This window comes from Ochrobactrum sp. WV_118_8 (genome assembly GCF_039631535.1).
Taxonomy (GTDB): Bacteria; Pseudomonadota; Alphaproteobacteria; order Rhizobiales; family Rhizobiaceae; genus Brucella; species Brucella anthropi.
On record NZ_JBDIUZ010000002.1, the window covers coordinates 1325714 to 1339764 of the forward strand.

Consider the following 14051-nt stretch of genomic DNA (forward strand, 5'->3'; position numbering starts at 1 on the left):
CATGAGGTTCCCCCGCCGGTTTCAGTCCTTCAGTGCCGCAATGCTGCTGACCGTCGTTCTTTGCGACGGTTTGCAGGCACGGCAGATCGATGTCGTAGCAGGCGAAGGCGTACAGGCGGCTATCGACAAAGCGGAGCCGGGCGATGTCGTCCGGCTTCTGAAAGGCAAGCACAATGGCGCGGTTACGATCGACCGCGCCATTGAACTGACCGGCGAGCAGGGCGCCATTGTGGACGGACTTGGCTCGGGCAATGCCATAACGGTCAACGCGCCGGACGCGATTGTGCGCGGGCTGGAAGTGCGCGGTTCGGGCGATAACATGCCCGACCTCAACTCCGGAGTTTTCGTGGCCAAAACCGCCACGGGCGCACGCGTCGAGAACAATCGACTAATCGATAACCTATACGGGATTTATTTGCATGGCGCCGCAAATTCCATCGCGAGCGGCAATGAGATCGTTGGCCGTCGAGGCGTGCGCATGGCACAAACGGGTAGCGGCGTTTCCATCTGGAATGCGCCCGGCGCACAGGTTATCGGCAACGTCATTCGCTACGGGCGCGACGGCATCTATACCAATGCCAGCCGCAAGAATATCTTTCGCGACAATGTGATGGAGAATGTCAGGTTCGCCGTCCATTACATGTACACGGATGACAGTCAGGTCATCGGCAATGTTTCGCGCAACAATTCGGTTGGTTTCGCGATCATGTACACCAACCGTCTCAAGGTGCTGGACAACCTGTCTGACGGCGACCGGGATCATGGCTTGTTGCTCAATTATGCAAACAGTTCGGTCATTTCCGGTAATCGCGTGATCGGGCGCATGCAACCGATAGATCGCTGGCTTGATGCCGGTGTTCAGAAGGCTGAACACGGTCTTCCTGCGGACGACCAGACGGAAACCCAGACGGGCGAAACCTCGCGGCTCGGTCCGGAAAAATGTGTTTTCATTTACAACGCCAACAAGAACAAGTTCACCGAAAACAGTTTCGAGAACTGCAGCATAGGCATTCACTTTACTGCCGGTTCCGAGGGCAATGCCATGAGCGGCAACGCCTTCATCAACAACCGCAATCAGGTGAAATATGTCGGCACGCGCAACCTCGACTGGTCGGTCAATGGACGCGGCAATTATTGGAGCGACAATCCGGCCTTCGATCTCAATGGCGATGGTATCGCTGACAGCCCTTACCGGCCCAATGATCTGATCGACAAGGTTTTGTGGACTGCGCCACAGGCAAAAATTCTCATCAATAGTCCGGCAATCGAGACAATCCGCTGGGCACAGACCCAGTTCCCGGCGCTTTTGCCGGGCGGTGTCGTCGATAGCTATCCCCTTATGAAGCCGCCGCATCCGGCCGATCCGGCGAAAGGAAAACCAAATGACTGAGACTGTCATTCTTGATCAGGTCACAAAGTCCTATGGCGGGTTCAATGCTATCAGCGATGCGAGTTTCCGCCTCCACGCTGGAGAAAGCATTGCGCTGGTCGGCCATAATGGTGCTGGAAAAACGACGATGATAAAGCTCATGCTCGGTCTGATCCGCCCGACCAAGGGCGCGGTTCGCGTGTTGGGCGAAGATCCGGCGACCGGTGCCTTTGCCGCCAGATTGCGGCTTGGCTATCTGCCTGAGCACGTCTCTTTCAATCTGGCGCTGACTGGAGCGGAAACGCTCGGCTTCTATGCGCGGCTCAAGAGAATGCCGGTTGCCCAAAATGTAGAACTGCTGGAGCGCGTCGGCCTTGCCCATGCCGCAAACAGGCGGGTCGGCACCTATTCGAAGGGGATGCGCCAGCGACTGGGGCTTGCTCAGGCATTGCTCGGGCAACCGTCCGTTCTGTTGCTTGACGAGCCGACGACCGGTCTCGATCCCGCCTTGCGTCAGAGCTTCTATGAAGTTCTTGAAGAATTGCGGAGCAAAGGCGCGACAATCCTGATGTCATCCCATGCCTTGACCGAACTGGAAACCAAAGTCGGGCGCGTCATCATCGCGAACAAGGGCAAGATCATTGCCGATGGCTCCATCGATGCGTTGCGCCGGATTTCACAATTACCGCTTCGCATACGGGTGCAGACGCCAGACGTCTCCCGGTTGCCTTCGACAACCGCCAATGCTGCATTGCGCTGGCATCGTCTCGGCTCGGATATCTTCGAAACGGAAGCTCCGACGGAAGGCAAGATGGCTCTTGTCCGTGAAATCGTGGCCATGAACGACAATCTCACGGAACTCGATCTCGTTCCGCCGACGCTGGACGAACTTTACGCCCACTTCCTCAATACCGGGGAAGCGGCCCTCGCGGAGGCAGCGGAATGAACAATATTCTCATAATCGCTTCCAAGGAAATTCAGGAAGGGTTGCGCAATCGCTGGGTTCTGGCGACAACGCTATTGCTTGCGGCATTAGCCTTGAGCATGACTTTTCTCGGCAGCGCACCCACCGGCAGTTCGGTTGCCGCGAGCAAGCTGGACGTTGTGATAGTCAGTCTCTCCAGCCTGACAATCTTCCTCATCCCTCTTATTGCCCTTCTCATTTCGCATGACGCGATTGTCGGGGAAATGGAACGCGGTACGATGCTGCTGCTTCTGAGCTATCCGATAAGCCGGTTTCAGCTGGTTCTTGGAAAATTCATTGGTCAGCTTGCTATTCTGTCCTTCGCGACATTGTTCGGGTACGGCGCGGCGGCTGTGGCGCTGATCGTGACCGGGTCCGGCGTGGATGCTGGAAGCTGGCTGTCGCTGTTCAAACTTATTATCTCGTCGGTCCTGCTGGGAGCCGTGTTCATCGCCATCGGTTTTCTTGCAAGCACCTTGGTGCGGGAGCGGAGCACGGCAGCAGGTATCGCCATCGGCGTCTGGCTGTTCTTCGTGCTGATCTATGACGCAGCACTTCTTGCTCTGCTGGTTTTCGATCAGGGCCGCATTGTTGGCGGTGGCATACTCAACGGTCTGCTTCTTCTCAATCCAGCCGACTCTTACCGGCTTCTCAACTTCGGTCTCGGACAGGCCGGATCTTTGACTGGCATGGGCGGAATAGCCGGTAACGCCACACTCTCGGCTCCAGCTCTGACGCTAGCGCTCGGCCTCTGGGTCATGCTGCCACTGTCCCTTTCCATGCTGGTTTTTTCGAGGAAAGAATTATGAAACGCGCTCTGTTTCTTGCCCCCCTGTTTCTGGTTCTGCTTGCAGGATGCTCTCCGGACGAGAAGAATGATGCCGTGATGGCTCCTTTCGCGCTGACGGAAAGCGCAATGGGCCGATATTGCGGAATGAATGTTCTGGAGCACCCCGGCCCCAAGGGGCAAATCATTCTCGAGCCGACAAACGAGGCAGTATGGTTCTCTTCCGCCCGTGATACGCTCGCCTTTACGATGCTGCCTGAGGAGCCAAAAGGGATCGCGGCGATCTATGTTTCAGATATGGCGAAAGCGCCAAGCTGGGAAGAGCCGGGAGCGGAAAACTGGGTCGATGCGCGCAAAGCCTTTTTCGTGATTGAAAGCGCTGCTGTAGGTGGAATGGGGGCACAGGAGGCCGTGCCGTTTTCGACACGAGAAGCAGCGGAGAAGTTCGTTGCGGCAAAGGGCGGCCGTATTAGCACGTTCACCGAAATACCGGAGGATTACGTTCTCGGCGGTCAGTCGGCGCGGCCCTCCGATCTTGGAGCCGAAAGCCATGCGCATTGAAGGTGGACAGCGTGTCAGTCGTCGGCTTGTACTTGCGGGTGGTGCGGCTGGAGTAGTGTTCTGGGCCACTCCAAAACACGCAGTTTCACTCGACCTTCCTGAGCCCATCATCTGGCGTGGCCAGGCGATGGGGGCACCTGCCAAGATCATACTCTATCATCCGGATCGTTCGATTGCCGAAAGGTTGCTGCGCGAAGTTGTTCAAGAAGCGGAAAGGCTGGAGAACATCTTCAGCCTCTATCGTGAAGATTCAGAACTTGCCGAACTTAATCGCAATGGGGCGCTGGCATCGCCTTCGCCTGATCTGGTCGAGGTATTGCGTATCTGCCATGAATGCTGGCAGGCCAGCGACGGCCTTTTCGATCCGACGGTACAGCCCCTTTGGAACTGTCTGAAAAAGTACTTCTCACAAGAACATCCTTCTCCCGACGGACCATCGCGACAGCTTTGGGACGAAGCTCTTGCAAAGGTAGGGTTCAGTCACGTTCTATTCGATGATAACCGCATTGCATTCTCCAAGCCATCTATGTCTCTGACGCTAAACGGTATTGCGCAGGGTTATGTCACCGACCGCGTGACGGCATTGTTGCAAAGGGCAGGGGCCGAACATGCACTGGTCGATATGGGGGAGTATCGCGCTCTCGGCTCAAGACCTGACGGCACGGCATGGCGCATTGGCATCGCCGATCTGGAAGCCGGAGCTGCTGCCGAAGAACATGTCGATATCCGCAATCAGGCGCTCGCAACATCCAGCTTCACGGGCTTTCAGTTTGAGGAGTCCGGACGGTTTAACCATTTGCTCAACCCAAAAACCGGATTCTCAGCGGCACTTTATCGCCGGGTGACTGTGGTTGCCCGTGATGCAGCGCGAGCCGATGCCTGGGCAACTGCGTTCAGCCTAATGGACAAGAAGCAGATCAAAGCAGTTATCGGTAGCGAGCCGGATATGTCTGTGATTGCACAGACGCGCTCTGGCGAACGAGTAGCCCTGGGCTCGTAGGATAATGGGCGGCGTTATCGTACTGATCACAGGCGCATCCCATCCCAAGCAGGTTGATACTCAGGAGGCGCAAAAATGATACGTTTTTTAAGAATCAGGGCGTCTTATGCGAACGTGGCGATGGATGTTGTTGATCTTTAGAATGAATGCCAGGAAACTCTGAGCAATCGGCATTTGCCGATACAAGCACCGTCGCGCAGTCATGCTTTTTTAAGTTGCCAGACTGAAAACCTGTTCTGGAACCAATGCTCAGTCGAGCCAAGTTATCGCAATAATTCCAAGGGGATCGAATGGTGGGCGTGACAGGGATTGAACCTGTGACCCCTACGATGTCAAGGCCCAGGAACCGTAAGAAATCGGTGATCGGCAGTTAGCATGTGTTACCAGCATTCGCCATCCCAAACACTGTAATTTCAGAGGAAAATCAAAAGTCACGTGTCAGCAGCGTGTCAGTCCTGTGTCGCAGGGAGGATTGCATATGATCGTCGTGATCTCGTGAAGATCGCCGCCGCTCGATCCGACAGGTGAGCTGCTAACGAATTCTTTAATAACGGCGGAGCACCATTCGAAGTCCGCCGCAGTCAACATCTTGAGAAGTTGATCGCAGATGACCCACGACTTAAAAGGTACGGCGGCAAAGTTGGCTAAGCTGGTGGAAGAGGAGGGCTCCTACGAGTTCGAGGGGTTCTCGTGGTTGCCAACTACCATAGAAGGAGTTGCTGACTATCTCAGCAAACATAAGAATACTATTCGCAAAATCATCGATAAACCGCCATTTCACTACATCACCCGCAATACGGAAGAGGATGGCAGGCACATTCTGTTGAAACTGGGTACAGAGCTTTGTGAAACCGACCACGTCTTCAAGCTACGTGCGATATGGTCAAAGGGTCTAATCATTTACAACAAGACGTTGGCCACGCACCTAACGATGAAGGTAATGTATTTCAAGCAGATTGGTGCTGAAAAGAAACTCTACGAGCGCCTCTTGGTCCGCATTGCCGAGGCTGAGAAAGGCGCAAAGAACTTGGAGAAGCTCAAAGCCGGAGAAAAAGTACCATTGAACGTTCCGCCGTCACATATGGGCCAGCTGCGTGGCGTTGTGCAGAAGCTTGGTGACGATGCCACCAACGTTACCGCATCCCTGGTTACGTTTGAAGGCTGGACGCGGTTTATGGCTTATCTCAAAACAGCCGAGAGAGAGATGAGGCACCTCCATTGGCCATATCCTGGCGCGATCAAGGACAACCCGGATCTTGCTCTGCAAGCCTACCTTGATGATCTACAAGAGGAGCAAAAGATTGAGCCTGCCGACAGCGCCCGATTACTCGCCAAGATCAACGAGTTGAAGCCGCAATAGGTAACCTGAATAGAAAGTGTGTTTTCTCTTGTCCCCTGTATACAAGGTTAAGAACATAATCCTTCCTATTAATTCCAGGGGGACAGAGAAAATACACTATAGGAAGGATCGTGTCGCTTACGCTCCACGCCCTTCCATTTTCGGGGAAGATACAAGTTTATCAAAAATGTGGCCGAGAGATACAAACGCGGGCGCCTGCGAGCCAGGCGCATCCGCAATTAGCAACCAACCTCAGTAATTGACAGAATAAGAATAAAAATACTCGTTATATTATTGTTTTTGCTGTGTTATTTTTGATTTCCCTGTGCAAGGATTGCTCACATACGGAGGCAATGTCTTGCAGAACACTATATTCTCGATAGGTCATTCAAATCTGCCATGGGAGCATTTTAGTTCTTTGCTCGAGCGGTCGGACATCAGCGTCGTCTTGGATGTTCGTTCCACCCCTCGATCTCGGCTGCATTATTTCAACCAGCATGAACTGCGGTACCGGCTGAACGGCGCTGGCGTCAGCTATCTGCATTTGGGAGACCAGTTGGGTGGTCGTCCAAACACCGGTACCATCAATTATGAGACGATGGCAGAAACGGCTTCGTTTGCTCAAGGGATCGCGAGGGTGCTGGAGATCGCCCCTCGCTGTCGGCCCGTTTTAATGTGCTCGGAGCATGAGCCGCTGGGATGTCATCGCTGCCTATTGGTGGGGCGTCATCTGGTTGAACAATGCAACGCTACCGTCACGCACATTCTGCGTGATGGCAGGATTGAACCTCACCGAGATACAGAAGACCGGTTGCTGGCCAAGTGGAAGGTCGGCAGCGATTTGTTCCAAACCCGCGCTGAGCGCCTCAACGTCGCCTATCGTCTTCAAGCGCGTAAGCTGGGGGTAGGGGCATGAAGCGTGAGTATTCCCAGACCGAGTTTTCGAAAAATCATCCTGTTGATCATGCAGGGGTAAATTCGACTGGGCTCGGCACGTCGTGTCATGTTCCATCGGATGCGTCCGAAAGATTTTTCGACAGATTGGTAGAATACGAGATTACGGCTTCACTGAACAGAAATCCGAGCGCTGATAGAATTGCAATTAATTGCACAAGCCAGCGCGTAGATAAGTTTTGTGCAATTAATTGCAATTCTGAGAACCATTTCCAAATCGGGCTTTCCAAGCCTGTTCGCGATTTCATTTCCCAATCTTTATCCCCAGCAACAAAACGAGCCTACGCGGCGGATATGGCTCATTTTGCAGCATCTGACCGCGATCTTCCTGCATCGCCCAATGATGTAGCCGAGTATCTTGCCGAAATGGCAGGCGCGTTTGCTGTCGCCACCATCCAGCGACGCCTTGTCTCCGTTTCCAAGGCGCACCGGGCGCTTGGGGCTGACGATCCGACCCAATCGGAACTGGTCAAAGCAACCATGCGAGGTATTCGGCGCACCTATGGTGTGGCTCAAAGACAGGCGGCGGCTTTGCTGCGGGATGATCTGTTTGTGATGCTGGATAAGCTGGGGGATCGTCCGAAGGATGTTCGCGACCGGGCCCTGCTCTTGTTGGGCTTCGCCACCGCCATGCGGCGCTCGGAGATCGCGGCGCTCGACGTCTGCGATGTAGAGTTTGTGCCCAAGGGAATGCTGGTCAAGCTACGCCGCTCGAAAACCGATCAGGAAGGCCATGGCCGGATAATCGCCGTTCCTTTCGGACGGACCCGGCATTGCCCAATTGCGGCGCTGAAGGCATGGCTTGAACTTGCGGATCGTCGGGAGGGACCGATTTTTACCACGCTGGACAAGCACGGCCATATGTTCGAGCAGCGGATTTCCGGTGAGGCTGTGAGCCATGTCGTCAAAACCCGTATCGCGGCAGCGGGTTACGATCCCTCAACGTTCTCGGGCCATTCGTTGCGGGCGGGTTTTGCGACTTCGGCGGCGCAAGCCGGAGCGTCAACCTACAAGATCAGGCAAATAACGGGGCATCGATCCGAAGCGAGCCTATCACGCTATGTCCGCGATACCGGCTTGTTTACCGACAACGCTGCCGCTCGTGTCCTGTAGCTCCGGCACTCCGCGCTATTTCTTTTGTTTCAGGGCAGCGTCGATCACGCCACTGATCCACCGCAGGTCGTTTTCGCCCAAACCGGCAAGGCGAACAGTCAAAGCTGTCAGCGTCGGGTTTCGTTTCGCGGCAGAAGTCAATTCGGTCGTGAACAGCTCAGCCGGATCAATCCGTAATGCAATGGCAAGTCGTTCAATCAACGGGAAGCGTGCACCGGTCGCGCCGGTTTCGATTTTCGAGATCATATCGACACTGATCGAAGCCGCTTCCGCGAGCTCGTCTTGTGTCATCCCGGCTTTGCGCCGATGGGCCGCGACCAAACGCCCAAATCGCTTCCGAAGATCGTCCATACTGCTCTCCACGACCCTGTGTAGAGAGGCAGTTGTGAGAATAGCAGTGACGTAAATTCAGACATTTACCAATTTCCGTAATCTAATTACAAGAAACGGTAATTAGATTGCTATGCTAAGATCAATTCGTAAGCTGGATGGGTGACAATGCGCAAACCAATCGCCGTGACCTTTTTTGTCCTTATTGGAATGCTCGATGCGGCGTCCGCCGATGTCTACGACTGCAAGTTTCCGAAGACCGGTCGGGTGATCATCGATACTCGTGAACCGGGAGTCTCGATTACGGTCGGCGGCGAGAAAAAGTCCGCACAGTCGGGCAGCTATTTCTACGAGACCGACGATGGTGCCTTTGCCGTCGCTTTCAAACCGGACATGAAGACGTGGGAAGTGCTCCCAGATGGTGAAGCCGCCACCAGCTGCAAGGTGAAGAAATGAGCGCCGATCCCGTAGCCCAGCTCCGCACAATGAAGGTGCGTGGTGAAATCTCGGCAGACGAATACGAGCGTGCCAAAGAGCTGCTGGCCGAAGAGATGAAGAAGGGCAAACCGTCCTTCCTCGACCGCATGGCGGCGGAAAAAGCGAAAAGCCCTTGGTACATGTCAGGTTGGGTAACGATTGCGTTCATCATTGGTGGAGTTGCCCTGTTCAATCAGGTGTCCAAACCTTCCGATGTTCTTGAAGGATCGGTGGAGGTGGTCAGCGATTACGGGCCGGGGTTCAGAGTGAGCCGAGCAGAATACGGGGACCGGTGGCCGTACTACCGGTTTGACGCTGCAACGATCCGCTGCCAATCGGATAAGCTCACCGGCAGACCTTTTGTGACAATCCAGTATGACGGTGCTTCCGTTGTTTACGGATTGAACGGTGCCGCCATGGGTGTCGGCGGATTTCCAGATCCACGCCCGTTTCTTATGAGGAATGTGGATGGAAGTCCTAAGAGGTCTATTCCGGTTGACTGGATTGAACGCGGCGTGGAACTGTGCGGTTAGACGTGCTCCACATGGTCAATCAAAATTAACCCCAAGAGTTCTTTCCCGAGATGGCGGCAATTGCTATGTCCTTTAGAGCTAAGGGGGGCAAAGGGCAATGTCAGCACCAATCGATTGGACATTTCAGGAATTATCGTCAGCAGTCGAAGCCTATTTGCAGATGCTCGCGCTTGAACGACAAGGAGAGAAATACAATAAGGCTGCAGTACAGCGAATGCTACTGTCAGGGCCTCTGAAGAGAAGAACCAGCGCTGAGCATAGAATGCAAAACATTTCTTATGTATTGCAGACCATGGGGCGTACTTGGATTAATGGTTACAAGCCCTATCCAAATGTTGGTGCTAAGATTGAGGCAACTATCCGAAAGATCGTTTCGGACCTCACGAGCAGTGATGCAGCGCCAATACCTCTGTACCCACCAGTGCCAGCCAGTGTAACCAGAACGCTTCCGCCTACCGGGTATTGGATGTTCGTTTGCAATCGCGCGATCTGGAATGGCGAGGCCTGGTTGCAGGACCGTAAAGATCAACTTCTTTACAAAGTATCAGACCATAACCATGCCGAAATCCAGCCAGGAGATTTGGGCATAATGAGGCTGAATGCTAGGGCCGAGAGAAGGGATAGGCCAGGTTTGCCAGCGGCAGTTTATGCTATTGTCCAAATCGCAGGATCGGCGCAACTTCAGTCTGACCCAGATACAGATCAATATGCAAATATAAACGATGCCGCTGAGACCGTTTGGCGAGTTCCCCTTACCGTACTGGCAAATTTGGTTGATCGACCTGTATCTGTTGACACATTGCCAGACGGTGATGACTTCACACACTTCCGCAAACCACTTCCGAACTCGACCATTCCGATCACTCGCGCTGCGTTCACGGAGATTTGGCGACAAGCGGCTTTGTCGGGAGCCGCACCTACAATGGAAGGGAAAGCAGACGGATTGGTAGGCGTTCGCTTAATGGAGCTGGAAGCTCGCAACGCTGACCCGAAACGAAGGGCTAAGATAAGCACCTACATTGAACGGGGCGACGTAGGAAAAAAAGTGAAAGAAATTCGTGGGTGTCGATGCCAGCTCTGTGAAGCACTTGGGCACGAACCAGTTGCCTTCAAACGAAAAAATGGTCTGCCATTTGCGGAGGCTCATCATGTTCAGCCTGTGTCCCTGCTGCTTGCAGGTTCCTTAGCCGCGAGTAACATTATGGTTTTGTGTCCTAATCATCATCGGCAGGCACACTACGGAGATTTCGAAGTTCTTGAGAATCGGCCTGACAGCTGGCGTATCAAGCTAGAAGCAGATGAAATGGAAATTTCGAAAACAAAAATCGCGCCGTAAGGCGGTGCATTCGACCCAATATGACGGCAACAGCAGGGCGATCTATTGAGCGAAGGAGAGCTATTTCAGCGGGGATAACTATCAATTATCGGGCCTTACTTGCCTACGCAACGCAGCTCATTCGTCTCAAGGAATGCCTTCCTTTACGTTGCGTTAAGTGAATTTTGCTACTTTCAAGTGAAATCAGCGTCGGTGCCGTGTTTGTAACTGACCTCGCCCGGTGCTCAATTTTTTATGCGTTTGGGGGGCAGGCGTTGCAGGCGAGATTTATTGCTAAATTCACGGGGGAAATGGCTGAACAGCACAAGATGCCAGCATATGATGCAGTAGAAAGTCTGAATGGTGTTGCTCGCACCATGCTGATAACTACGAACTACATTGCTGAAAATCGAGTGCGATACCGTGATTTTCACTATGGCGGCTACGAGGTCAATCTCGTTGCGATGCGGCCTGGCAGTTTCGAGGCGCTTTTTGAGATAGTTCTAGCGCCAGAAGTCATCGCTGGTGCTGGCGCAATCGGCCTGGGGGTCGCTGGAAATCTTGTCACCGATTTGTTTAAGACCGTTTTCCGGCAGTCAATCGGTGAGCCCGGCGAACGGTCAATTGAACAGCTTGAAGATAGCGGACAGCTACACGCCGGCGATCTTGGTGCTTTGGTGGACGCGGTAGAGCCGGCCATCAAACGAGCCCATACCGTTATCGGTCGGGGGGCTCAGAACATTGTGGTCATAAAGGGGGACAATAACGTCGTTACCTTTAACGAGCGATCAAAGAACTATGTGAATACGTCCATTCGCGACACCGAAATTCGAATAAAAATTTTCAGCGTAGGAAGCTACAATGTTAATTCGCGCTATGGACGAGTTTTTGATTTTCAGGAGGGAAAAACAATACCGTTTGAAGTCCATGCCGACGCGGATCGCCTCACCATTGAAACAGTGATGGACAGCCTTTCGCGCTACGCAATGCGGCGACTGGGAGACGATCTCGCTTCGGCAGCTGCTATGCGATACAGAGTTATCACTGCAGTAGATGGGCGAGTGAAGAAAATTATTGTGTTGCAAGCTCGACGCGAGATCGCTCAACTCGGCGGCGATAGAAACTTCTAGACAAGAGCTGACACGCATCCGGCTGACGTTAGCCGAGCATCTACCGAGATTAGTCTCCGTTCTATCTGAATAGTTGTCCTATGCAGCACCATCCGTCCGCGCATGTGGTTGCGTAGTCGCTCCCGGCGAATGCTGCCCGTACATGATCTAGCGGGATCGTGAACGCGAGACACGCCATGACGCCGAGCGACCGACCGCACGCGAACGCGGTTATGACAGAAAATCGGGACAGGAACGTGTAGCCTAGCAGCTGTATTCCGAAGCAGGGTCCCGGTTCGTACAGGAAGTCGCGTCCGCCATGGACGCCGTCCTTCAGCGTCTGGACGGTTTCAGGCGCACCAAAGGACAAAAGCTCGCCAAGCTGGCAGGAGACCTTTGCGGCTGGGGGCCGGTTTCGCTGATCTTGTGCAATTAGTTGCAACCGAAAAGCTTGTTCTCCAGCGTTTGCTTTGTCGGAACGTCACCCTCTCGGATGAATCGTATCAGCACCCTCCGGAGCAGTTCGAAGGTTGCGAGGAGATCGTCCCCGCCATGCGAAGGCTTTCCATGGGCGGCGGCTGACCTTTTGTCGTAAAGGCTTGCAATACGCTTCTGTTGGTCCCGTCGCTCTTCCCCTGGTGGATAAAGGTACGCAGCTATCAATGCCGAAACGCGGAACCGAAGTTCTGAAGTGGAGGGAGAAAATAAGGCTTCCAAAGCTCCCCAAAGGGAGATCAATACCAATGCCGTGTTGTCAATAAATTGCCCAGAATCAATAGCGAACGAGGCAAGTCGAAATTCAGTGCTTTCTTTCCGCAATTTAAGAGCAGTTTCAAAATAATCCTGAACCCATTGAAGAGTATCGACGGTCTTTGAGTGGTCCACTAACCCAAGTTCAAAATAGCGTGAACGATGCTCAATGGATACGATGTGGGCAACACCATCATCAGCTTTAGCGATTTCCGCGAACGGCATGTTCGCAATTGCAGGCATCGTAACAGCAGGATCGGACAAAAGCCGCAGCAGGAACAAGAGTGTAAAAGCGATTTCCATTCGCTCGTCAAAACTACCTGCAGCACTTTTGGGAATTGCAATTTGGGCTGTTATGTCCCGACCAAAGCCACCCCTTGCGGACTTCCAAGGGGCTGGGTGATAGCCTCCGGGACCGGGCGGGGCGAAAGCCATTGTCATTGGGGACATGAGGTGTGCGAAGGTCGTTTCAAGAACAATCCCGCGTGAAAAACTCATTCTGGTATCATCCAGACGAAGACCGGAGAGGCCAATAAAAAGGTCGCCATCTTTAACGTCGTTGCCGGTACTCATGCGAGATGACTGTCCCATGGCAGTTCAAATTTCGGGACGTATTCATGATTGCGAGGATGTTTTTCCGCCAGCGTCTTAACTACTTGTTCAAGGGCTTGCTCTGAAAGAATCATCCGCGCTTCGCTGAAGGCTTGGCTATCATCTCGCTCGAAGTGGTTTTTCGTATTCTGAATGTGGATGCGGTTCCGCAGTTTGCGAAGTACATCCAGCTTGTCATAGAAAACTGTGTCCTTCAGATCGAAGAAGTCATTCTTCCTTGCGCTCGTAATGTATTTCTCAAATTCATCGATCTGCTTGCCGCGTATCGCGTTCAGCATCTTTTGTGAGAGGCCAACGCCTTCACGAGTGAACGATTTTATCCGAAGATGGAAATCGTATAGAAGCGCCTCAATAATCGAGATGTTCAGCAGCGTTATGGGCTTTTGAAGATAACGCTTCTGGGCATCGTCTCCTTGCGCACGATAGGCGTAGAGGGATTTCAATATGCTCAAATTGAAAACGATGTTGTCACCCAGTTTGAAATCACCAATGAACTTGCTTTCGTAGGTGACCACTTTCCCCTCCCAAATGTGCCCCGATTGCAATTAATTGCACAGTTAAAACTTTACCGATCTTCCGTGCTGAGGTGCTCCCTTATCGCGGCGACTTCCCCAATGAGGCCAAGCACGGCGGTTTCTAGTGAGGCCGTCCGCTTTTCAAGCTTCGATTGATCGTCTCCGAAACTGGCTTCTAGGCGAGCCGCTATTTCGGAGTTCAGTGACCGGCCATTTGCCTTGGCTGCTTCCTCGACACGGCGTTTTAACGACGGCTGCAATCGCAGGCCGAAGGGCGTGATGTTGGCAATTTTCGTGTCGGCATCATCTGTCTTAATCATGTA

The 14051-nt window shown here is 53.3% G+C and carries 16 protein-coding genes; 12 read left to right on the forward strand and 4 right to left on the reverse strand.

Annotation, left to right across the window (positions count from 1 at the left end; translation table 11 throughout):
* Nucleotide 1 precedes the first annotated feature (1 nt).
* The 8 genes from ABDF71_RS20195 to ABDF71_RS20230 all read left to right on the forward strand — a co-directional run bounded on the left by ABDF71_RS20195 (nt 2) and on the right by ABDF71_RS20230 (nt 8087).
* On the forward strand, nt 2-1390 hold the full coding sequence (locus tag ABDF71_RS20195) for a nitrous oxide reductase family maturation protein NosD (protein ID WP_010660651.1): 1389 nt from the start codon (nt 2-4) through the stop codon (nt 1388-1390).
* Nucleotides 1383-2315, forward strand: a complete 933-nt coding sequence (locus tag ABDF71_RS20200) for an ABC transporter ATP-binding protein (RefSeq protein ID WP_258125316.1) — start codon at nt 1383-1385, stop codon at nt 2313-2315. The genes ABDF71_RS20195 and ABDF71_RS20200 overlap by 8 nt, the downstream gene beginning before the upstream one ends.
* Nucleotides 2312-3142: a DUF2705 family protein gene (locus ABDF71_RS20205; RefSeq protein ID WP_029928810.1), complete on the forward strand. Its 831-nt coding sequence runs from the start codon at nt 2312-2314 to the stop codon at nt 3140-3142. Before ABDF71_RS20200 ends, ABDF71_RS20205 begins: the two co-directional genes overlap by 4 nt.
* The gene (locus tag ABDF71_RS20210; protein WP_029928813.1) at nt 3139-3681 is read left to right on the forward strand and encodes a nitrous oxide reductase accessory protein NosL; all 543 of its coding nucleotides are present in this window, start codon (nt 3139-3141) and stop codon (nt 3679-3681) included. Before ABDF71_RS20205 ends, ABDF71_RS20210 begins: the two co-directional genes overlap by 4 nt.
* Complete coding sequence (locus ABDF71_RS20215; RefSeq protein WP_500061709.1) at nt 3671-4681, forward strand: FAD:protein FMN transferase; 1011 nt, start codon at nt 3671-3673, stop codon at nt 4679-4681. The genes ABDF71_RS20210 and ABDF71_RS20215 overlap by 11 nt, the downstream gene beginning before the upstream one ends.
* A 607-nt stretch (nt 4682-5288) precedes the next feature.
* Nucleotides 5289-6041: a hypothetical protein gene (locus ABDF71_RS20220; RefSeq protein WP_258124993.1), complete on the forward strand. Its 753-nt coding sequence runs from the start codon at nt 5289-5291 to the stop codon at nt 6039-6041.
* A 337-nt stretch (nt 6042-6378) separates the two neighbouring features.
* The gene (locus ABDF71_RS20225; RefSeq protein ID WP_258124994.1) at nt 6379-6936 is read left to right on the forward strand and encodes a DUF488 domain-containing protein; all 558 of its coding nucleotides are present in this window, start codon (nt 6379-6381) and stop codon (nt 6934-6936) included.
* Nucleotides 6937-7268: 332 nt separating this feature from the next.
* A complete protein-coding gene (locus tag ABDF71_RS20230; RefSeq protein WP_258124995.1) occupies nt 7269-8087 on the forward strand; it encodes a site-specific integrase in 819 nt (272 codons plus the stop codon).
* A gap of 15 nt (nt 8088-8102) precedes the next feature.
* On the opposite strand, the gene ABDF71_RS20235 is transcribed toward ABDF71_RS20230, so the two are convergent.
* Nucleotides 8103-8438 (reverse strand): helix-turn-helix domain-containing protein, encoded by a 336-nt coding sequence (locus ABDF71_RS20235; RefSeq protein WP_258124996.1) that lies wholly within the window; start codon nt 8436-8438, stop codon nt 8103-8105.
* Between the two features lie 147 nt (nt 8439-8585).
* On the opposite strand from ABDF71_RS20235, the gene ABDF71_RS20240 reads away from it, so the two are divergent.
* The 4 genes from ABDF71_RS20240 to ABDF71_RS20255 all read left to right on the forward strand — a co-directional run bounded on the left by ABDF71_RS20240 (nt 8586) and on the right by ABDF71_RS20255 (nt 11872).
* Nucleotides 8586-8873, forward strand: a complete 288-nt coding sequence (locus tag ABDF71_RS20240) for a hypothetical protein (protein WP_258124997.1) — start codon at nt 8586-8588, stop codon at nt 8871-8873.
* Nucleotides 8870-9427 (forward strand): SHOCT domain-containing protein, encoded by a 558-nt coding sequence (locus tag ABDF71_RS20245; RefSeq protein WP_258124998.1) that lies wholly within the window; start codon nt 8870-8872, stop codon nt 9425-9427. Before ABDF71_RS20240 ends, ABDF71_RS20245 begins: the two co-directional genes overlap by 4 nt.
* Nucleotides 9428-9524: 97 nt before the next feature.
* Nucleotides 9525-10763, forward strand: a complete 1239-nt coding sequence (locus ABDF71_RS20250; protein ID WP_258124999.1) for an HNH endonuclease — start codon at nt 9525-9527, stop codon at nt 10761-10763.
* Nucleotides 10764-10960: 197 nt separating this feature from the next.
* Nucleotides 10961-11872: a DUF7946 domain-containing protein gene (locus ABDF71_RS20255; RefSeq protein WP_500061710.1), complete on the forward strand. Its 912-nt coding sequence runs from the start codon at nt 10961-10963 to the stop codon at nt 11870-11872.
* Between the two features lie 411 nt (nt 11873-12283).
* Here ABDF71_RS20255 and ABDF71_RS20260 read toward each other — a convergent pair whose 3' ends face one another.
* Genes ABDF71_RS20260 through ABDF71_RS20270 form a run of 3 tightly spaced genes read right to left on the reverse strand, consistent with a single transcriptional unit; the run spans nt 12284 to nt 14048 of the window.
* The gene (locus ABDF71_RS20260) at nt 12284-13174 is read right to left on the reverse strand and encodes a HEPN domain-containing protein (protein ID WP_258125002.1); all 891 of its coding nucleotides are present in this window, start codon (nt 13172-13174) and stop codon (nt 12284-12286) included.
* Nucleotides 13171-13728, reverse strand: coding sequence for a hypothetical protein (locus ABDF71_RS20265; RefSeq protein ID WP_258125003.1), 558 nt, complete (start codon nt 13726-13728; stop codon nt 13171-13173). The genes ABDF71_RS20260 and ABDF71_RS20265 overlap by 4 nt, the downstream gene beginning before the upstream one ends.
* Before the next feature lie 50 nt (nt 13729-13778).
* Nucleotides 13779-14048 (reverse strand): Arc family DNA-binding protein, encoded by a 270-nt coding sequence (locus tag ABDF71_RS20270; RefSeq protein ID WP_258125004.1) that lies wholly within the window; start codon nt 14046-14048, stop codon nt 13779-13781.
* Nucleotides 14049-14051: the final 3 nt, after the last annotated feature.